General features: G+C 31.8%; 10 protein-coding genes. 3 read left to right on the top strand and 7 right to left on the bottom strand.

Annotation, left to right across the window (positions count from 1 at the left end):
- Positions 1-220 precede the first annotated feature (220 nt).
- Positions 221-3,781: a T9SS type A sorting domain-containing protein gene (locus tag C1H87_RS12695; protein ID WP_102756173.1), complete on the top strand. Its 3,561-nt coding sequence runs from the start codon at positions 221-223 to the stop codon at positions 3,779-3,781.
- Between the two features lie 348 nt (positions 3,782-4,129).
- Here the strand turns inward: C1H87_RS12695 and C1H87_RS12690 are convergent, their stop codons facing one another.
- The 4 genes from C1H87_RS12690 to C1H87_RS12675 all read right to left on the bottom strand — a co-directional run bounded on the left by C1H87_RS12690 (position 4,130) and on the right by C1H87_RS12675 (position 14,628).
- Positions 4,130-6,124 (bottom strand): fibronectin type III domain-containing protein, encoded by a 1,995-nt coding sequence (locus C1H87_RS12690; RefSeq protein WP_158655218.1) that lies wholly within the window; start codon positions 6,122-6,124, stop codon positions 4,130-4,132.
- Between the two features lie 18 nt (positions 6,125-6,142).
- Positions 6,143-11,851 carry a hypothetical protein gene (locus C1H87_RS12685; RefSeq protein ID WP_102756171.1) on the bottom strand — a complete coding sequence of 1,903 codons (5,709 nt, stop codon included), beginning with the start codon at positions 11,849-11,851 and terminating at the stop codon, positions 6,143-6,145.
- The gene (locus C1H87_RS12680; RefSeq protein WP_102756170.1) at positions 11,835-13,526 is read right to left on the bottom strand and encodes a hypothetical protein; all 1,692 of its coding nucleotides are present in this window, start codon (positions 13,524-13,526) and stop codon (positions 11,835-11,837) included. Before C1H87_RS12680 ends, C1H87_RS12685 begins: the two co-directional genes overlap by 17 nt.
- Positions 13,527-13,791: 265 nt before the next feature.
- A complete protein-coding gene (locus C1H87_RS12675) occupies positions 13,792-14,628 on the bottom strand; it encodes a helix-turn-helix domain-containing protein (RefSeq protein WP_102756169.1) in 837 nt (278 codons plus the stop codon).
- 734 nt (positions 14,629-15,362) lie between these two features.
- Here C1H87_RS12675 and C1H87_RS12670 point away from each other — a divergent pair.
- Together C1H87_RS12670 and C1H87_RS12665 are read left to right on the top strand one after the other, a co-directional pair.
- Positions 15,363-15,548: a hypothetical protein gene (locus tag C1H87_RS12670; protein ID WP_102756168.1), complete on the top strand. Its 186-nt coding sequence runs from the start codon at positions 15,363-15,365 to the stop codon at positions 15,546-15,548.
- A 167-nt stretch (positions 15,549-15,715) separates the two neighbouring features.
- Positions 15,716-15,961 carry a hypothetical protein gene (locus C1H87_RS12665; protein WP_102756167.1) on the top strand — a complete coding sequence of 82 codons (246 nt, stop codon included), beginning with the start codon at positions 15,716-15,718 and terminating at the stop codon, positions 15,959-15,961.
- A 1,356-nt stretch (positions 15,962-17,317) separates the two neighbouring features.
- Here the strand turns inward: C1H87_RS12665 and C1H87_RS12660 are convergent.
- The 3 genes from C1H87_RS12660 to C1H87_RS12650 are packed head-to-tail and all read right to left on the bottom strand — an operon-like array spanning position 17,318 to position 21,533.
- Positions 17,318-19,699, bottom strand: a complete 2,382-nt coding sequence (locus C1H87_RS12660) for a tetratricopeptide repeat protein (RefSeq protein WP_102756166.1) — start codon at positions 19,697-19,699, stop codon at positions 17,318-17,320.
- A complete protein-coding gene (locus C1H87_RS12655; protein ID WP_102756165.1) occupies positions 19,699-20,724 on the bottom strand; it encodes a hypothetical protein in 1,026 nt (341 codons plus the stop codon). Before C1H87_RS12655 ends, C1H87_RS12660 begins: the two co-directional genes overlap by 1 nt.
- Positions 20,724-21,533 (bottom strand): hypothetical protein, encoded by an 810-nt coding sequence (locus tag C1H87_RS12650; RefSeq protein WP_102756164.1) that lies wholly within the window; start codon positions 21,531-21,533, stop codon positions 20,724-20,726. Before C1H87_RS12650 ends, C1H87_RS12655 begins: the two co-directional genes overlap by 1 nt.
- Position 21,534: the final 1 nt, after the last annotated feature.

Raw genomic sequence — 21,534 nt, 5'->3', positions numbered from 1 at the left:
CTGATTATCCTACAAATAGGGTTTTCGGAAGTAAAACTCTCCTTATATCTCTTTTTTGAACAAAATGTAATCTAAAAAGAAAGATTTCACTGACTTAAGAATCTTTTTTTAATCATAACTTAATGATTACTAAATCCCTACAATACAAACAATCAAATAGCAAACTATAAAAAGTAAACGTGCTATTTGTAAAAATTAAATTAACTAAAAAACTAACTTTATGAAACAATCATTGACCCTATTTTTGTTGGTACTATCTGTATGTTTATTGCCCCACTTTATGCTCGGACAAACAAACTTATATGTTTCGCCAACTGGAAACGATTCGAATTCGGGAGACATAAATTCCCCATTAAAAACTTTGCAAGGAGCAAGAGATAAAATACGTAACATTGGAGTTTCTTCTGGCGGTGTTATTGTTAATTTTAGAGCAGGGCGCTATCCTGTAACGAATACTACCTATTTTGGAAGTCAAGATTCAGGTACTTCAGGAAGCCCTGTTGTATACAGAGGATATCAAAATGAAAAGGTGATTTTTGATGGAACTATTTTTATAGACAATGATGCTTTTGAGTTAGTGCCTTCAGGAGACAATGGTATTTTACATACTACAGCACCTGGTAAAGTATTTGTTCAGACATTGACAGATCAAACGATCATTAATGTTATTAAAAATTCTCAAACGGCACAGATGGCTATGGATGACCAAATGATGACTTCCGCAAGATACCCAAATATAGGTTTTTCTGCCATTAATGATAATACAATCAATAATTCAACAGAAGCAGCTCCTCCTCCAGGACAACTATCGGCCAAAGGCACACCAAATAACCCTTTAGGCGCAAAATTTAAGATGGATAATGCTTTTCCATTTAATGCATCAAAATGGAATGCAGAGTTAAATCGAACAGGAAGTGCTTTTATTAAAGGCTATGTTTCTGCAGACTGGTTCAAAGGCACCTTAGCAATCAATAGTGTTAGTACTTCTGGCGAAATTCATTTGCGTGACGGCTCTCGTTATGGGATAAAAAATAGACCAGGACCAAATCGTTTTTTTGCTTCACATTTATTGTGTGAATTAGATGAACCTGGCGAATGGTACTTTGATGAATCTAATAATAAACTGTATATCTGGCCATTTTCTCCCATAACAAGTGAATCAAAAATAGGAGTATGGGCAGGCCCTCAAATGGTAGAAGTTAATAATGGTAGTTACATTCATTTTGAAAAGATGACTATTCAAGGCTTGGGAGCCGGAACAAATGGCGATGGTGCCTTAAATTTCAGATCGGGAAATAATTTCTTTGTAGGGGGTGTTACTTTTAGATATATTGCTTCGCCTATATTGGCTCTTAACTTTTGGCATGATGTATCAAATTCTCAAGCTAAAAGTTGCGATTTCTTTGATATTCCTAACGCTACAAGGTTATATGGAGGATCGTTCACTTCAACGGGAACCATATCGGCAGGTAATAATACCATCGAGAACTGTCATTTTACTCAAATTTTTTCAAAAGATTTTAGCGGAAAAGCCGTAGGGATTTCTGGGGTTGGAAATATTTTTAAAAACAATCTGGTTCATAATGAGAATATCCAACCTATTACATTTGCTGGGATAGACCATACAATAGAACGCAATGAGATTTTCAATGTAGGTATAGAAGAAGGAGATGGTGGAGCCATATATTCTGGAGCAGATATAATGAGCTATGGAAATATACTAAGGCATAATTTTATTCATCACATCATGTCTGTTCCCACTTTATTAGGACGAGCATCTATTTTCTCGGATGATTTAGACGGTGGAGATCAAATGCTGGAAAACGTAACCTACAAAGGAGGCTGGGAGGTCTTGAAAATGAATAGAGGCGCTGGTCATACTGTACAATACAATGTTATTTTAGACGGCTATAGAGGAATTCGGCAGGGTAAAGGAGGGGCTTCAAGTTACAACTCTGCTATGGAATATATTAATAGCATTAATGGAAAGTCTCCAACTTCTTCGGATAAAGGCAACCAAATAGGGAGGATGCTAAAAAAAATTGGAGTTTCTGGATGGCAAACAGGGGTTAACGAAACTAATTGGTATAATAGAATAGAACCTTTTTGGAAGTCAAGATACCCTGTCTTTGATGCTGTAATGAAAAAGTATTCAGATAATAATCAGACAAATGCTTACGAATGTAGATACTATGATAATATGTTTTGGAGCAACAATAAAGATGTAGAGTTAGCGGGCGATACAGATGCAGAAGTAGCAAGAAGTCAAGCAATCAACTTGGGTATTTTTGAAAACCCTACTAGTATGAATTTTAAATTCAAAGAACCAAGACCAAGTTATGCTCCCAACATTCCTTTTGAAAATATTGGGTTGTATCTAGATTCATATCGGTGTTACGTTCCCAATAAAGACGATTATCGACGTATGATTAAACAGCATTTTGAAGGCTTGGCATCGCATACAAATGATTCTTATAATCCCGCGACAATTAATGACAGATTATATTATAATACCGGAAAGTTACTATATTCCATGGACCCTTGTTCGGGCGTATTTAGTGAAACCAGTTTCTTTTTTGATTTTGGAACAACAACTTCTGCCGTGTTTTCGGGGTATCGAAGAGTGTCTAACCAGACCAGTGGCGGATTATATGGATGGACGAATACTTCTGGAGTAAATGCTACAGATCGTGGGACTTCCGGAGGCGTAAATAATTTGAATAGAGATTTAGTGTATGGAAGCTCGCCCAGAACCTTTGAGGTTAAAGTCCCTAATGGAACTTATGAAGTTTTGATCACATTTGGTGATGCGGCAGCATCATATGATAATATTATTGTGAAGGCAGAAGGTATTACAAAATTAACGGATATAGACATAGCAAGTAATTCCTTTTTTAACAAAACCTTTACTACTGATGTTAACGACGGTAAGCTATCCGTAGAATTTTTAGATGGAGGCGGAAATAACCCTAATTGGTCATTAACAAGAATGATTGTAAAACCCTCTTCTACATCGCCACAAACGCAACCAGAACTATTTTTCGATTTAGGTACACCAACATCCGCAGTATTTTCAGGATATACCAGAGTTTCTGAAACAACCACTGGTGGTTCCTTTGGATGGACAAATACATCTAATTTAGATTCAAGAGATCGTGGAACTTCTGGAGGAGTAAATAACTTAAACAGGGACTTTGTGTTTTCTAGCCAGGCAAGAACCTTTGAAGCTAATGTTTTAAACGGAGATTATAATGTCTTAATTACTTTTGGAGATGCGACTAACGCTCATGATAACATTATTGTAAAAGCCGAAGGCATAACAAAACTAACAAATATTAACACCACTATAAATTCCTTTTTTAATAGAAACTTTGATGTTACAGTAAATGATGGTAAAATATCTATCGAATTTTCCGATGGAGGTGGAACTGATGTAAATTGGATTGCTAACAGAATCATTATTAAACCCAATGCTTCAACAACAGCTAAAACAACTCTTGATGCTAACGAAATTGGGGAGGAGAACTCCACAGATAAAGGGGAGTTTAGGTTCTATCCTAATCCTACCGGAGATGTTTTCAACGTGGAAATTCCAGAATCAATTGATTTAAATACGAAAGCTACTCTGGTCTTTTACGATGTTATAGGTAATGTAGTAGTCTCTAAACCTATAACAAATCACAATACTCAAATAATATTGGATAGTCTTAGCTCAGGTGTTTATCTGGTAGTTTTATCTACAAAAAATAAAGTAGTAAGAACAAGATTGGTAAAGGAATAGTAACATATTCACTAGAAATTATAATTTTTCAGAATATTCCATAAAAAAAGGAAAACTAAATAGTTTTCCTTTTTTTGCCCCAAATCTACCATGAACTTAACCTACTTATGTTATGGTGATTCAAACATAAATAAGTTATACCAATTAAAACAGAAATATCTATGAATCACCTATTTATTTGTTTAAATGAATTTAGCCTATTTTATTATAGTTGTTTTCAACCTCTTTATTTCAAAACTAATCCTTGGTAACAACATCGCACAAACATATTTTTGGTTTACTATTATTTTAATTTTTTAGCGCTACTCTTTTAAGTTTTAATCACCTTAAAATCAAATAATTAATCTTTTAAAAATAAATACTTGCCTCACTAGAGATAACACTTTCATTTCCATTTTTCGTAACTAATGAGATTTTATAATAATATAAAACACCTTTTTTTACTGATGCATCTATGTACTTTTTTTCAGTTATAGAAAGCGTTTTTATTGCTTTTGCTTCCTTACTCCCTTCACTTCTATATATTTTTATTTCTGAAACATCCTTAGAAGCCATCTGATTCCAAGAAACCGTAATGCCCTTAGAATTTTTATACACTTTAGGTTGATTTGGCGCATCAAGATTTTCAATAGTTTTATTAATTACTACAGAAACAGGCAAACTCAAATCACTTTCTTGACCAAACATATCTAGGGTTGCAATATGGTATGTATACTTAGGCCCGTTGCTTATATTGGCATCATTAAAATAATTTTTATAGGGTTTCAAAGAGTCATTTGGCATCACTTGTAATGGGCTATTCTTACCTTCACTTCTATATACTTTATAGCCTAAAACATATTCTGAAACTTTCGTCATATCCTTCCAAACCACTTCAACAATACTATCACGAAATACGGCGCGTACTTTCTGAGGCACTATCATTTTTGGTTTTTTTTCTGTAAAAACATTAATAGTATCTGAAAATTTCCCCATAGTATATGCATCGTTTTCAGCTCTTACTGTGTAACGATATATCTCACCTGCTTTTAAGTTTGTATCCAAATCTTTATATGAATAAGCTGTTTTTCCATTTACTGGAATTAAGTTGGAAACTTGATTAAAAATTTCCATTTCGGCAGTGGCTCTAAACACATAAAATCCTCTGGTGTAAGGCTGGCTATATTCCCAAGAAATTTCTATACCATCCGTCATAGGTTCCCCTGAGACATCTTGTGGAGCTGGTAACACATCCCGATTTGTTTTTACCATAGCTGAAATTTTAGCAGATCGAAATTCCTGTCCTGTTCCGCCATTGATTACCAAGTAGTAATAATAGTTTTCGGAAGCTTCGGGTAAATTATCTGTAAATTCAGAAGTTGTTGGTGGTAAATTTGTAACCTCAACAAAACCATCATCATAATTATGACTACGCATCACTTTAATGTTACTTGTGATGATGGTTTTATCCAATTCCCAAGAGAGTTTAATTTGGTAGTCGCTTAATTCTTCAGCATGTAAACTTTTAATTGGAATGATATTTTCAGCTTGCAATTTTCCAATTGAAACCGCTTCGGAAACGTCTCCTGCATTTCCATATAAATCCACTGGTTGAATATAATATTTATAAAGTGATGCTTTTTCTGCTGAATCATCAATGGCTATTAAATGCAAACCATTTTCATCATTTGAATAACCTTTTTTAACATTGATTTTTTTAAAGTCCAAGGTTCCAAAAAAGGCGCGATACACATTAAAAAATGTAAGGTCTTTTTGTTCATCAACAATCCATTCTAAAAATACGGCATCATTTACAATCTCTGAACGATGGCTTTTAGGTTTTGAAAGGTTTGTTTTAACGGTATTCTTAATTGGATTTAATTCTTTTTGAAATACTTCACTACCATCTTTAAACAACCTTATTCTATATTGATAGGTTTTATCCTTTTCAACAGTAGTATCTAAAAAAGCAGTACCCACTGTTAATGCAATAATTGGTGTGTGCTCTGCTCGATAAAGACTATCATCGGTTTTGTTAGCTAATACATATTCATAAACACGTTTTACATCTTGTTTATTTAGGAATTGTAAATGCTTAAAATTGGTGGCATTTTCGGCTGCTTTTTTTTCGGTCTCTACGTCACTACTTGGCACTGTAGTTTTTGCAATTTCTATGTAGTTTCTGTCTTTTTCACCTTTGCGCTCAAAAAGATAATACCCATTTTTTGGTAATTTACCTCCGCCATACACAAAAACACCATGTTCTACAGCTATAGCACCTGGTGCTTCCTGTGCATTACTAAAAGAAATACTTAATGCAAAAGCTAATAAATAAATTGTGCTGCGATATATTGTTTTCATCATTAAATGTTTTCTAAATTATTACCAACCACTCGATAAAGGTGTGCCACTACAATTACCAAAACCAAATGACACATCTGTATTACCTCCAGAATCCAAATGTAAATCGAGTTTTACAGCTTCACTAAACCCTGTGGATACACACCATTTACAACCTGCAAAAACCGTAGGCACACATTGCTTTATATTGCCACCAACCATAATACTTCCGCAACCATCTAAATTAAAATGACCTGTTGCAGTTTGATACATGCCTTTTATACCTAATTCTGCTCTTGCTTCTGCGCCCAGACTTGTACATGTAATGGAATTTGCTTTAAAATAGACATGTGCAAAAGCCATAGCTCCAATACCAAACGTATCGCCAGAACTATCAAAATCCATCCACACACGAGCATCTAAGCCTGCTTTTGCACCTAATGAAGCATTCAATACACCCAAATCTATACTCCAATCTGGAATATTAATAACAGGGAGCACTTTTTGTCCAGTTACAAACAATCCAGAAACACCATTTTTTATAGTTGGTGGTACATTTTTATCATAGGCAAACTGCATGAGATTTCCCGTTACATCTGGTGCGAGATAATCTGAATCGCCAAGAATTAAACCAACGGAAACCTCTCCAATTCCTGGCGGCGTTCCTTTACCTCCGGCCATAAAATACCAACCTCCACTTCCCATAAGTAAATCTGCTGCTCCAACAAATTTCATACCTCCAAGAGATTGGTTGATATTTAAGTGTCCTAAAAATCTTGAGTTCTCTATATCGTAAGTCAATGCTAAATCACCAAATGGTGTTTCAATATTATCGACTTCAATACTTTCACTATCAGCTTTAATATCACCATGAACTGTAAAGGTTTGTCGCTGTCCAGGCGTTACGCCTTTAAATCCATCAAGTTCGCCACTAAATGTTAGTTTGGTCCAATCATCGGCTTTAGAATCAAAATCTATACGTCCTTTAATATCTTTAAATGCGGTTCCAGAACCACCTAATTGCATGGTTTGGCCTGGTTCAATTTCGATATGCACATCTGAATTTGTTTTTTGGATAGAAGCTTTCAAATTAATGCCTTCCTCATCGGTTAATTTACCAATAGCTTTAAAGAAACCGTCACGGATTTCTGTATCTTCTGGCTTGTTGCCAATAGCTAAAGTTACTTTTCCCGGAGCATCAATAATGAAAGGAATAGGAGACACTGTGGCTTTAACTTTGCCATTCTCCTTTTTAAAACGAATATAACCAGATTCCTGAGGCACTCTCGGAATACCTAAATTCGTACTTGTCGATACATCTATAAAACCATCACCAGAAATAATCCCATTTGGTGTAATGTCTATAATATTATAGAATTTTATAGGCTTATTATTGTCTATGCTTGTTTCCTGTTCTCCATTACTCAACAGACTAATGCTCGAAAAATCCAAGGTTTTTCCAGTTTCAAATCCTGGTAGAGTAATACTTGCAGCTGGTCCACCATCGTTAGTAATCATAAGTTCCCAATGTGGCTTTTTATCACTACCAGCACTTGGATTCATTGAAAAAGAGGTAGAACTACCAACCACATTCAAGTCTGCAATACCTCCAATATTCAATCCATCGAGTTTAAAACTACCATCTATATCAAAATCGTTAGAATAGATACGAACAGTCTCCACAGGCACATCAATAGTTCCCGTTTTTATGGTTGCTTTAGGAATTTCAATATTTAAATCGTTAGTGTTAAAACTCCAGTTTTCCGATTCAAAATCCCATGCTTCCAGTTTAAATTTCAAGGCCTTACTAGTATTTAAAGGCAATAGTTTTTTTGGTTGTAAAGTGAGTTCGCCTGCTTCTATCTTCAATGTTTTTGGAACAACCCCTTCTATTTTTTGAGTTTGTAAATACGTATAGAATACAACGTTATTATCGGTTATGTAAGATTTATCTTGTTTTGCTTTAGCTTCAAATTCACCTAATTTAAAGGTCAGTTCTTTGTCTTTTTTATTGACAATTCCAAATACATCCTTTTTTGTATAATCAATAGCAAAAACTTTAACTTGGGTGTTTGTACTTCCTTTTGATGTGGTTAAAGTGATGTCTTTATCGTTTTCCAGATTTACATAGGCCTCGCTAAATTCAAAAGACACATTATTAATGGCAACACGCCCTTTTATTTCACCTTTTCCATTGTTGTCTTTGAGTTGTAATTGCTTGGAACCGTCTCCTAAAGCGCCTTTAAAGGCATTATTTATAAAGACATCCAACGTTTTATCATTTAAATTAACAACCGCCGTTTCAGGTGCGAAAATTGGTGTATTATGACTATCTAATTCTCCTGTCTTCTTTATTTTAAGATTACTAAAAGATAAGATTTTTTGTTCTGTATCATTTTCTGTAGCTATTTTAAAATTGGGATTTTCGGGAATATTAATAATATTTCCTTCAGTAATCATAAACGTATTATCATCAATTCTTTCTTTAGAAACAATTGTAAAGTCAAAACCAAAAAGTGTCGTCATAGAGACTTCTTTGTCATACTCTAAAGTAAAGTCCACAACGTTTTTAGACTTAATCGTAACTGACTTTTTTCCTGTTTTTATCATTGGTAGTGTTCCAGGTTTTTCAGCGATCAATTCAATGTTTCCTATACTTTTTCCTATACCTTTTAAATTGTAGCGGCCTTGGGCATCTGTAGTATCTTGTTTTTGAGTATTCCCTTCTTGAAAATACACAATGGCATCTTTAAGTGGTTTTATTCCATCGCCTGTTTTAATAGATACCACACCAGTAATTTTTGCAGTTGGCTCTAAGTAAGCGTGTTCTAGAACCGTTTTTATTTTTACAGTATTTGGCACGCCTCTAACCACAAAAGATTCTGTAGTATAACTATCTTCTTTTCCTTTTGGTGGTGCAATGGAGAATGTAAAATCATCTACATTGCTATCAAAAATAAAGGTAACATAACCATCGTTATTAGTTAGTTTTGTGGTTTCAAGACCTGTTCCTTTTTCAAGAGTAACCTTTGCATTTGTAATAGCGTTTTTCGTATTATATTCGACCACTTTAAAACGAATACGCTTTCTTTTTTTTAGAAGTACAATTTTAATGGGTTTATCATTACCTTTTTTAGAAATAGTTATTAAAGTATCTTTTGGCTGATATATTTTATTACCACTTAGTGCCTTTACCGATAATTTACGTTTACCTGAAGGCGCTTTAAAGTTAAAAATTTGCCCATAGTTACGATTGGCAGCTGTAAATCTATTTGAATTGTTTGCTCCATTATTCCCTAAATTGATAAAACCAAAAACGGTCTTTTTTACTGCTAAACTATCTACATTAACATTGGCAGAAATGCTATTTCCTTCCTCATCAACCACATAACCTGAAATCTTGCCATCTGCAAACAATTTAAAATCAGCTTTTTGTTGCTGTCCCCATTTTAATGCATCATATTTTTTAAGCTGTCCTTTAAAACCTTCAACATTTGTATATACTAATCTCGCTGGTCCAACGACTTCTCTTTTTCCGTTATTAAAACCACCTTCATGCACGGGCAGGTTGTCAAACTCATAGCTTCCATTTGTGTCAGTTTTTGCAAATCCGTAATATTTTATGGCTTGTGAGTGGTTCTTGTTTGTTTCAATAATATGTACCTTTTCATTACTTAGTTGACGTGTCTCATTATCTTCTTTGTTTTCTGCAAGTAGTACTTGTCCAAAAATTCGTGGATTATTAGGTGCTAGCCACAAGGTATCTGTATAGGTTTTAACGTTGAGTTCACTATTCCATGTCATGTTTTCACCTAAATATTGACCAAAATTACTTGATGCTAATGCGGATTGTGTCGTGAATGGAAAATCTTTAGCAAATACCAATACATGGTACTGTTTAACTTTGGTTTTGTATGTAACTAGGCTTTTATCAGATTCTGTTGCGACTATAGTGTACCTGTCTTTAGCATTAGTGGCACTATGCCTTACCAAATTCTTAAACGTAATACCATTGGCTCCTGTGATACCATTATCAACTACATCTCCTAATATCCCTGAACCAGAATGCGCTTTATTCCCTTCATTCTTTGGAACGTGATTTGGGGTATACCCTCGTGTTAAACTTATATTGACACCACTTAAAATTCCCAAATTGGTTGTTTGTTTTTTATCAGCTTGCCATTTTGGAATAACATTTAGGTTATAACTCTTTACCAAAGACACTACTTCACCAATATTTTTTGATTCAAAAGGATTGATGGTAATGTTTACATCTGGACTCAAATAATATTGATTGTTCACTTTTAGACGAAGTACTTTATACATATCTCCTTTCATCCAAAGGTTTTGAACATCAGAATTCTGTTTAGCATCAATATCTGACTGCACCAAACCATAATCTTCATAGGGATTAATAAAACCTTGAAAATTGAAATTTCCATCACCATCTGTAATAGTGGTTGCCAATACTTGATCTTGTGCTTGTTTATTTTCAGAATTCAAATAACCAGATTGGAAATCGTCTACAGGCTGAAACTTATGGTCACCATTATTATCTTTCCCATTAAAAAGATGCGTCACCACTAAACTTACACTTACCCCCACCAAAGGTTTAGCGCCAGTTGCAGAAACCACATAACCCATTTTTGGAGGTAATGGTTTATTGCTAACTGTAGTGTTATTATTAATTAATGGATTTGGGTCTACAGTAACGTTAGCTAAATTAAAACCTCCATTACCTGTGGTAGAAGTTGTATTTGTACTTCCTGATGTATCTTTAAATTTATAAAGTAATTTACCTTTTAAACTACTTATTGGCATAGGTTGTGGATCGATTGTCAAAGTTGGTAATTTAGGCTTTTCTTCTACTGGTAAAATAGGAATAGCTCTTATGGTTGCAGGATTCCATTTAAACCAACAAACTTGACTTCTGCCATCGTTTATAAATGGTGTATTTGTTTCTCCATCTCTTGCTATAACTTGCCATGCATAACTTTTACCCGTTTCTAAAGGAGGGTTTGTTGGCCCATACACAAAAGCGTTTTGCGTAAAAAAAGTTTGCTCAAAAAAAGCGGGAACTGTTGATGCCAAAAACGCTTGATTAGGGTCTTGGTTGGGTAACAATTCTATCATTTTGAATGTATATTCTACTCCAACTGGAGACACTCCAGTAGGAATCGTCCAACTGAAAATAACATTATTACTTCCAGTAGTAATCTCATCACCACAAATTGGATTGATAAGTTGCGGCGGTTCTGCTGCAATAATATTAAAATAGCCACAACCTAATGGCTCTTCAGCAGAAAGAAATTGACCTGTTTCGTTTCTCACACGAACACAAATTTGATATTGTCCTGCTGGCAATCCATTTTGTTGTAATTCAGCAATTGAAATTCCCGTTGCCACTAAGTTTTCAGGCGCAAAATAATCCTGCAATTCAAAAGATGAGAGTATTGTAGGGCTTCCAGCCTGAAGTACTAAATCTAAAGGGTTATGACTCTCTCTTGTTCTTAAATCAACACCATTATCTCCTTTAAATTCAATATATAAAGATACATCACTATTAATGGATGGATTAATAATGGTAACGTTTGTATTATCATAATAAAAGAACGCATCTCTTCCGTAAGGAGCTACTATATTTGTACTAACGGTTACAGGAAAATCCTGAGCAATTGTAACAGCAGCATTGATCATTACAAATAGCAAGGTCAATATATTTTGTTTCGATATTTTAAAAAGTATATACATAACCAAAGTCTATTTTAGTTTCTGAATAATTTAATGGATTTATTCCTGTCGTGTTTCCGTTATTGAGAAAACCACGTAACGAGAATTGATGCTTTTTTGTCAATCTATATTTTCCCTGAAATCTAATAGTAAAAGCATTACTATCCTTTATCCCATCATTTACAATTTCATAATGATTGAAAGTGGTAGACAGATTAATATTTGGCTTTTGAAAGGCTTTTGATAACGTTACTGAAGGTCCGAAATTCTTAGTTTCTCGCGTCGTAAATTTAAAAATGCTATAATTATAACCAATGCCGGTAGTAAACCTCCATGGGTTATATGAAAAGGTGTATCGGGGCGAAAGAATGTGCGATTGAAACTCGGAAAACGCTGAGGTATTACTATTGTCGTCTGTTAGATTTTGAAAATTCCACAGGAGCAATAGCATGTGCATTATAGAATTGTCCTTGCTCAATAAATTCACGTTTTGGGTAACGGTTAGTTGTTGATTTACTTGCGCTATTTCCATTTGATTATTTATAGGTTGCGTTCCTGGTTTTTGAGTAATGCCATAATTCGTATAATTTGCATTTAAGTTGTATTGCTGAATTGGTGTAAAGTTGATATTTGTCGAATAAATATTCCGCTTAGTTTGTGCATTCTTAACGGCATTCAAATTATCTTTTTGAATTCCGAAACTACCTGCAACAACAAGTTTGTTTTTCCAAAACTTTACGCGAGGTTCAATAGTTATTTTTTCTAAATCTGTTAGAAAAAAATAGGCTCCTAACGATTTAAAATCTGGGTCGATACGATTGTATCTTAATTTAATCTCATAAGTTTTTTCCTTGAAACCCAAAGTGGCCAGAATAGCATCTCCAACTCGTGTACCTTGGCGTTCGTCAATTAAAAAGGAAAACGTATTAACTATTGGGTCGTTCAAATTATTAACCGATACTGTTTCGGTGTTGGGTGTATAAATACTTCGTGCATATTCGGCATCAAAAGATAGTTTCTCAAAAAACAAATGATGGGTTTTTATAGAAGCAACTACATTTTCCTGAGGTGTTAAAGTTGGTGGTGCATTGGTAACATCTATAGAATTCACATCATCTTTAGCTTGAAAAACAACAATGTCTGCATTATTCTTTTCGCTACCATAACCTACTTTAAAAGCACTGCCAACACGCCTGAACGCAGGAGTATCATAGGTTGTTCCAGAAGTTGCAGAGTTTGGTTCAATAGGTTTTAAAAACCGACCGTACACGGCTCCAATTCTAAAATTTTTTGGTGTTACTTCAAATCCGCCACCAAAAAAATTGTGTCCCGCAAGTGCAAATTCAGACCATTTTAAATTACGATGCCCTAAATGCACCGTTGCCCATTTATAGGTTGGGCTCAATCCAAATTGGTTAAATGGTTGCCTAAAATCACGATTCTGCTCACTAAAAGTAAACGAAAATGGAATATCTACACCATAAATGGAAATTGTTGGACTTCCGTAAATAACCCAACTAAAAGGTTCTCGATTGGCTTGTCGTCCGTCGGCATTGAAATAGGTTCCTGTGGCTCCAATGGTTCCCGAAATTTTAAAAGGGTCTTGCTGGCTAATATTTTCAATATCCTGTGCTACTAAACAAAATTCTCCTAAGAGGAATGTTAGCAAAAGGATACAAAATTGTTTTCCTGTCATTCGAGTAAAATTATGTTTAGCGATTATCGTAATAATCTATACATATAACCCAAACCATGATATAATTGTTAAATACTGTTTGTTATTTATTTTAACAACGAAAAAAATAGGTTTTATAAAGGTAAATGCAGAAAAGAGCATTAACATTTATTCTGATTATATTAATAAAAAATGGTGCTTGTGAAAAAACTCGAGGAAAGGTAATTGTAAATAAACCTAAGTGGTTGTAAATAAGCGTCTTTTCTTTTATAAATAAACATTCTGATTATTTTATCTTTAGGATAAGAGGGTCATCGACCATTATTTTTTTAATGAATTTGTATTTGTCAATATTGAATTTTGTAGGAGCGTCTCCGCAATATTTTTTAAAATCCTTAGAAAAATGTGCTATATCATAATAATCAAAATTATCACTTAGGTCTTTATAGTTTTGATCAGGTATTTTACTCATCTCTGCAAATAAATAACTAAATCGTGTTATTTTAGTGTAAGCAAATGGTGTGATTCCAACAATTTTTTTAAATTTTTTTTGAAAATAACGTTCACTAATTTTAAGTTGAGTTACCAAACTTTTAATTGATGTTCGCCCTTTGTTTTTATGAATTAAGTCTATTGAAATATCAATTACATTTAGTTTTGGAGCAACTTGTTCCAACCTTTTCAACAATAATTCTTCTACATAGCGCATTTTGGCTTCATAAGATTTAGCATTCTCAAAATGCTTATTAAATACTGTAAGCTTACTCATAAAAGCTTCTTCAACAGATATAACATTGTTTATTAGTTTAGTTGTATCTAACCCAAATAGGTGATAAAGGGCTGTTGGCTTAAAAACTACTATAATCACCTCTATAACGGGATCAGAAGACACGAAATTAAAACTCTTTATTTGTTGTCCAGTGATGTAAGCTTTCGGAGGTGTTGTTTCTTTATTGTCTGATACTATTTTATATTTTCCAATACACTGAAAGCCCATTAAGCAATGGCCACTAGGTAAAATAAATTCATTTATTATTTTATTTTGGGCATCTCTATCAAAGCTAATTGAAAATATATGCGAAATAAAAGGGTTTAAGGCTTTTTGATGTTTATAGAAAATCATAAAATAAGTCAAATTTCGTTATTCGAAAGATAAAGAAAGATTTGAGATAGGTTTTTATCAAATCAAAGTATAAACCTAAACGCTTTAAATAGTATATTATTAGATACTATCTCTTTAGTCGCAATTAACAATTAATAGAGCGTATTTCCCTGATAAGAAGTTATAGATTAATTCTGCTAAAAGTGTTAAATTTTGGGGTGTTTGCAAATAAAAAAGCTTCAAACAGATAAACTCTATGAAGCCTTGCTTTACCTATGGTCCTAATTGGCTCGAATCAAGCCCCCTGGTTATGAGTCAGTTATTTTCAGATTCTTACAAATTAACTTGATTCAAAATCGTTGATTTACAAAGGGTTTTATTATATTTGGTATCATAATTAATTCATATTAAACAGAAAAAAGCACGCCGATTTTAGATAGGATTTCCGGTTTATTAAAACTGGAAATTGAAGCCGCTAAAAAACAACAACAAACTAAAAATTATTAATATAAACCTGCGACAGCATTTATATTTTACAAATTGCCTTTGATTTCGCCTTTACTTCACTCTAACACTTTTAGCAAATAAAATCAATCATGATTAAAAGGGAATTAGCCAAAAAACAATATTTCTAGTAATACCAAAACCGCTTATTTATTTTAAGCTCTAACAAGAATTGTTCATTCAAAATTATTATAATTTTGATTTTGAGTGAAATATATTACATTTGTCGCATTAAAATCACTAATTAACACATGGTTAACCGAAAAAACAAACACAAACGAGGCTATAATCAACCCAATTTTTTTGGAACGGTACAGAATGTATTCATAGCATCCATGAAAAAAGGTCAGTTCGTTATTGACATTATAGGAATAACACTTCTTACAATGGTTTTAAAACTTTCATCCACCGACACAAAAGAAATTACGTTCAAGTAATTAACACTATATAGCTATTTTATTTATAATAACATTCATTCTTGGAATTTTCCATTTTATCTATCAGGGAATAATAGTACCGTATTATAGATTAGAGTTACGTTACAAATTATTTGCACTTCGAGACGAGTTACGAAGAATAAAAGGAGAAGAATCTTCAAAAGTTAATGATACTGCCTTTTACTTATTTATTTGAAGATACGATCAATTCAACAATCAATAGATTGCCTTACTTTTCTATTTATACAACTTGGACTACACATCGAAAATATGATGCTAATAAAACTTTTCAAAGAAAGGTGGAGAAACGTAAACAGATACTGGAGCAATGTAACGACGAACGATTAAACAAAATTAATAGCGAAGTAATTCATATTGCTACTAGAGCATTTTTAATTAACTCTGGCGGGTAGATTTATATTGTAATCCCATTTTTAGCCCTAACTTTTTTATTTTATGCAGTTTTTAAATCAATAAAAGAACTTAGAAATCGAATTAAAATTGAAGCTCAAAAGTCAGTATATGCGTCCGAAAATGAATTTTCATACTTCAAATTTGCTTAACATCTAACCAAACTGCGTTAAAAAACATTTATTACTTCACTCTAATTTTTTTGACGAGAATTCTATTTTAAAAAAGACTGAGAAAATCAAATATCAAAAAAAGATAAGTTGTGTATAAATGTTACAAATTCTTCATTCTATAATGTGTGATCATTGTTTTGAATGAAAACAGGCAGTTCCTTTTCAAATTACGCGAACAGCAATCTCTTGAAGAAAGAACTAGTGAGGTCTACAACAAAACAACAGGAAATTAAAAACACTTTTTAAAAACGAGATATTTTCCTATAATTTTACTACTTTTCCAATAAGAATAAAGAATGACAGGTCATAAAAACACGAAACCCCGCCATTACTAGCGAGGTCGCGTATGTGGTCCCACTTGGGCTCAAACCAAGGACCATCTGATTATGAGCAGATAGAAACACATAAAAACTAACACAATTAAAATTTTAACACATTGATATACCCAACACTGAAAATAACAATGTAAACCTGTTTTATAGATATAAAATAGATTACAATTAATATTTTGAAAAATTCTAATAATGTTTTTTCATATTCGGCTAATGAGAAGAGTATTCCCTCAATAAGAAGTTACAGATTAATAGCACTAGATAATATATAAAATACATCTATGAAAACTGTTAATTCAAATTTGAAGAATTGTATTTTTTATAATTTAACGCAAAAAATCAAAGTGAAGTCAGTAAAATTACGGATTTAACAGAAAAACGTTTTTAAAATCCAATCTCTAAATCCATCACTTTAAAAACGGATTTCAAAAAATATTGAGGAATTAGATCAAAAATTAAAAAAGAGAAAGAGAATTAGACTCTCTCATATCTTATAAATTGTTGGCAAAGAGATTCACCTAGACAGTTATCTATTATTAGATTTATTTGATAGTTTTTTACACCTCAAAGTCAGGAGACTTTGCGGAGTGGAGGTTAACCCGTTAAAGACTAAAAGAATTAAAAGACTCCATTCTTAAGGAGATTGAGTAAAGTTTTATATAAACTCCATTAGTTCAATCTGTTGGTAAGTATAGATAAAATCGAAAAGAGATAACTAGCAAATAATTCTTTATTTTTACTTGTGAAAATTCACGAAGTTACTTTTTGGAAACTTATGTATAAATTTCTTTTTACTAATTATTTGATTAATAATATTATCAAGATATAGAATCTAAAATGTTTTTTGACTTTACTAAGAATCTTTTTTTATGACTTCTTTTTTGACAGTATTTAACTTTGATTTTAAGTTGTTAAAATAATCTTGATCAGGGAAATTGTCATAAATTTTAGACACTTTACAAATATCAAAATAATGTTGGGCTGTAGTATATCTTTTCGTAGCCTCATCATGGTTAGAATTATCCAATTCAGCTTCAGCAATATTTAAATTTAACCAGCATAAGGTATCACAAAACGCAGGAAAATCTTCTATTGGTTTTGAAATATATCTCTTGAATATATCCAGAAAAACTATAGAAGATTTCTTTGAATTTTCTAGATACTCTTCTTTTTTATCATGATTATACAAATGATTATATAAATTACAGATACTATTAGATATTGCTATCAATGTCTTTCTTAAAAGTATATTATTGGTTACTTTTTCATATTCATACAAACGTAGGGATTTAATTAACAGATTCTTAGCTTTCAATAAAGACCTTGAAATATTGTATCCGCTTTCTTGGGAGTACGCTTTAGATAAAATTGACAATGCTTTCCCATGAATTATCCTAGGTTCATCAGAATAAATCTCAAGCACCTTATTTGCTAATTCTATTGATTTATCAAACATTTTTTTTCGCCTGTAAATCCATATGAGCATATAATTTATTTCAATCTCATATTTGTTTTTCGCCAATATTTCTTCAAACTCTTCGTTTTTAGGATTATAAACCTGTTTAATATAAGAATATTTTATCACTTCTTTAAGGTTTTCTAATTGTCTTATTAGTTGTTTTTCATTTCCTACATTAGAGTCAGGATCTGGAAGTATTAAACTCAAGTAATAGAGAATAATTGAAATTTCTATTGCTGAAAACCCCTTCTTTTTCTTTAAGTTTTCAATAATATTATTATAAGACGTAATGAATTCGTTTTTCTCATCCTGTCCTGGCTCAGATAAGTAGTTAGAAATTGTTTTTAATAAATCATGCCATGAGGATTTTTTTAATAAACTCTGTTGTTTGTAAAAAATTAAAATAGGCAAATGCTGATAATTACTTCTAACAGTATCTTCACCTAAATCTGGAGTAATATTTTCATTAGAAAGGCTTAATTCTAGTATTTTCCCTTGCAATTCAGAATTAGCAGTATGTAGATGTAGATATTCAAATACTTGAGTCGATTTTGTTTTAAATGTATCTGATTGAATTATTCGACTGATATAGTTTTTAAATTTCCTAAACTCTCTTGTATTAATTCCTTGGGTACTATTTTTAAAATTTTCAATTACTTTAGTCAACCTTTCTTTATTCTCATAAAACTTATGCATTTTAGAGATGATATCAAATTGATTTCTTGTAGTATCTCTCATATCAGCTAGACTTCTTCTAAGACCTGGATTTTTTTCATTTACCTCGGATTCAAGACTATGTATCTTATCTATTCGCTCCTGTCCTCTGACAATCTGTTTCAAAAACTTTATGGAACTATCTATGTTGTCATCTTTACCAAAACTGGATATGGCTTGAAGATAAATTTGTGGTGCATTCCTTAAAAAATTAAATTTATCAATATTGTATATGTTTGGCAAATTACTAAGCAAAGATGGAAGTTTAAATAAAACTTTAGATTTTGAAGGTGTAGACGAAACATAAAGAAATAAATATTTTTTTTCTAGTTTATTTTCCTTATGCTTTTTTTCTAAAATATTATTTATTTGGATCAATCTATCAATTACGACAATATCTTTATAGGTGTTATTTAAGTGCCTAAAAATTTTCTCAGAAGTAGGTTTTTTTTCAATAAATTTAAGCTTTACATTATCATAATAATCTTCAAATATTTTTTCAGTCAAATCTGACTTTTCAACACCTGCAAACAAATTAGATAAAGTTTCTCTGTCATTCTTATTTTTAACTGTTATATTAAATGCATCTAACCTTTTACTAAAAATATCTCTATACCTATCTAAAGAAACCGGATTTAACAGATCATACTGTATTGCTAAAAAAGTGGTAATGTTCTTTGTGAAAAAATCGAAGTCTAATTGTTGTTCTTTTTCTTTAAATAGATTTTCAATATCCTTGAATGCATTTATAGCATTATTAGCTTTATTTTTTAGATGATACATAAAAGAATTTAACTCTGCTAAATACTCATCAGGTACAAGAGGTTTATTTTCATTTTCATAAAATAGATAATCATAGGCTATCAACTTAGTTTTAAGCTCGTACTCCTCCTTCTGCCCATCCGAATGAAAAGGAAAACAATATTCAATAATATCGTAAGTATCAACAACAAAATATATAACAACATTATCTTTTCTTAGCTCATTGTCAATAATCAAATTCTTGACAGCTGATTTACTAAGATCTTTTATAAAAGGATTATCATTAATTAATTCTTTCATTATTTATTGTTTTTTACGATTGTACTCATAATTGAGTCTAATTCTTCTATATCTAATGTATTAGGTTTTTCATTTTTACTATTAACTTCCAAGTTATCATTCATAAATAATTTAAACTCAAATATCATATTTAAAACTGAGGGACTACTTGTATAGTCATTCTTATCAATAACTGAGTCCAGCATATGTATAATTGGAACCTCTTCTTCGGTTAGTTCCCATCTATGATGGAGATTTTTATATAAACAAGGGATCTTAGGAGATGCAGATAGAGCTTCTTTATTCAAAGCTGGTATATCTTTTATACCTTCTATTGTTCCTCTACATTGCTTTTTTATAAAAACATAAGCTTCAATTGAGTATCGATTGTTAAGGGATTTCACCACACTATCTGAATCTAAATAAGCATTTAAATCTTTTTTATTAACCAAATTATTACCTATTCTAACTGTTAATTTGTAATCGCTGAAAATATTTTTTAAACCTAAATATTTTCTAAAAACCTTGGAATATTTGGTTTCCTTTAAAATTGATGTCGTTTCCCTCGACAATAAGTCAAAATCTAAATTATCTGTTTTTTTTAATTGTTTCTGAAGAATATCTATGCCTTCACTTTTTTTTAGACTTATTCTTTCATTATCTGCCTGTGCTGTAAAACCAATAAAGTTGAAAAGGTTATATTTTTTAATTTCGTCTAACTCATCTATATAACTATTAAAATTTTCTATCAATTGATTAATAACCAAACTTTTATTTCCTTGAAAAAAGATTTCCCCTTTTTGGAAAAAGTGAACAATTTCATCTCCCTCTCTAAGAGTTAAATTACACTTAACAATCTTTTCGTCTTCTTTAACATAATCTTTGAATGAATTATTAAGCTCTTTAAATGACGAAATTTTAGAATCTTTAACTGTACATCTATATCGTTCATCTCCATCTCCTTTTTGAAAAATAGGATTTAAAAAACCTGTATCACTCTTTTTTGAGATTCTTAAGTATCCTATTATTTTATATTCCTTACTCATTAATTAAAATAGCCATTAACCTCTAAAAAGTTACGTACCATAACTTTAGCTTCAGTCAACAAGTCTCTTAAGTGCTGCTCTTCATAACCAAACTCTTCTTCCATATATACATCTATCTTCACATTTGGATTTAATAATTTTAATTTGGTTTTAACCAAATCTCCTATATCTGAAGGAATCAGCGCATATATAATCTTATTCTTAGTTAGGTCAAAATCCTTTTTGAATTGTACCTCTATGGAAGATGATCGACTGTCGTAATATTGGGTGTATGATCTTCCCGAAACAATTTTATTATAATAAGCACTTGGAAGACTCAAATGTTTAATTCCTTTTTTAATAAGGTTTCTATAGTAATGATTATTGGAAGTAAAAAAATAATTAACTATCTTTTTACCATAATCAATGGAATCTTCACCGACATCGGAATCGTAACAGAAATCATTTAAACATATCCCTTTATTAGCATCATTTAGGTTGCCTTTTTTATTTTTATCTAAGTGACCTTTGAAATATGCGCCCGTATCAAATGGTGCTATTCTATGTTCTACATTTTCATTTTCAAAAAAATCAAATAAAAGGAAAACAGGCAAAAACGCTTCATCATCAAAATAAGTTGGTTTTCCATAAAAAAAATAAGCCAATTCTTCTCCTTCAAATATATTACAGGGATTTGCCTTTATTATTTTATCATCCAAAATACTTTGTAATTGTCGAAATGGACAATTATGAGAAAGCGGCAATGTCTTTAAACCCTCTATTACCTGTTTATCTATTTCTTTCAATCCGTCAGAAAAATATTTACTCATA

The organism is Flavivirga eckloniae (genome assembly GCF_002886045.1).
GTDB classification, from domain to species: domain Bacteria; phylum Bacteroidota; class Bacteroidia; order Flavobacteriales; family Flavobacteriaceae; genus Flavivirga; species Flavivirga eckloniae.
This window is presented reverse-complemented; position numbering and strand designations above follow the sequence as displayed.

What these genes read in the sequence shown, in the direction of transcription:
- C1H87_RS12665 (WP_102756167.1), top strand. Translation starts at nt 15,716, where the DNA reads ATGATACTGCCTTTTACTTATTTATTTGAAGATACGATCAATTCAACA.
- C1H87_RS12660 (WP_102756166.1), bottom strand. Translation starts at nt 19,699, where the DNA reads ATGAAAGAATTAATTAATGATAATCCTTTTATAAAAGATCTTAGTAAA.
- C1H87_RS12680 (WP_102756170.1), bottom strand. Translation starts at nt 13,526, where the DNA reads ATGACAGGAAAACAATTTTGTATCCTTTTGCTAACATTCCTCTTAGGA.
- C1H87_RS12685 (WP_102756171.1), bottom strand. Translation starts at nt 11,851, where the DNA reads ATGTATATACTTTTTAAAATATCGAAACAAAATATATTGACCTTGCTA.
- C1H87_RS12690 (WP_158655218.1), bottom strand. Translation starts at nt 6,124, where the DNA reads ATGATGAAAACAATATATCGCAGCACAATTTATTTATTAGCTTTTGCA.
- C1H87_RS12675 (WP_102756169.1), bottom strand. Translation starts at nt 14,628, where the DNA reads ATGATTTTCTATAAACATCAAAAAGCCTTAAACCCTTTTATTTCGCAT.
- C1H87_RS12655 (WP_102756165.1), bottom strand. Translation starts at nt 20,724, where the DNA reads ATGAGTAAGGAATATAAAATAATAGGATACTTAAGAATCTCAAAAAAG.
- C1H87_RS12670 (WP_102756168.1), top strand. Translation starts at nt 15,363, where the DNA reads ATGGTTAACCGAAAAAACAAACACAAACGAGGCTATAATCAACCCAAT.
- C1H87_RS12695 (WP_102756173.1), top strand. Translation starts at nt 221, where the DNA reads ATGAAACAATCATTGACCCTATTTTTGTTGGTACTATCTGTATGTTTA.
- C1H87_RS12650 (WP_102756164.1), bottom strand. Translation starts at nt 21,533, where the DNA reads ATGAGTAAATATTTTTCTGACGGATTGAAAGAAATAGATAAACAGGTA.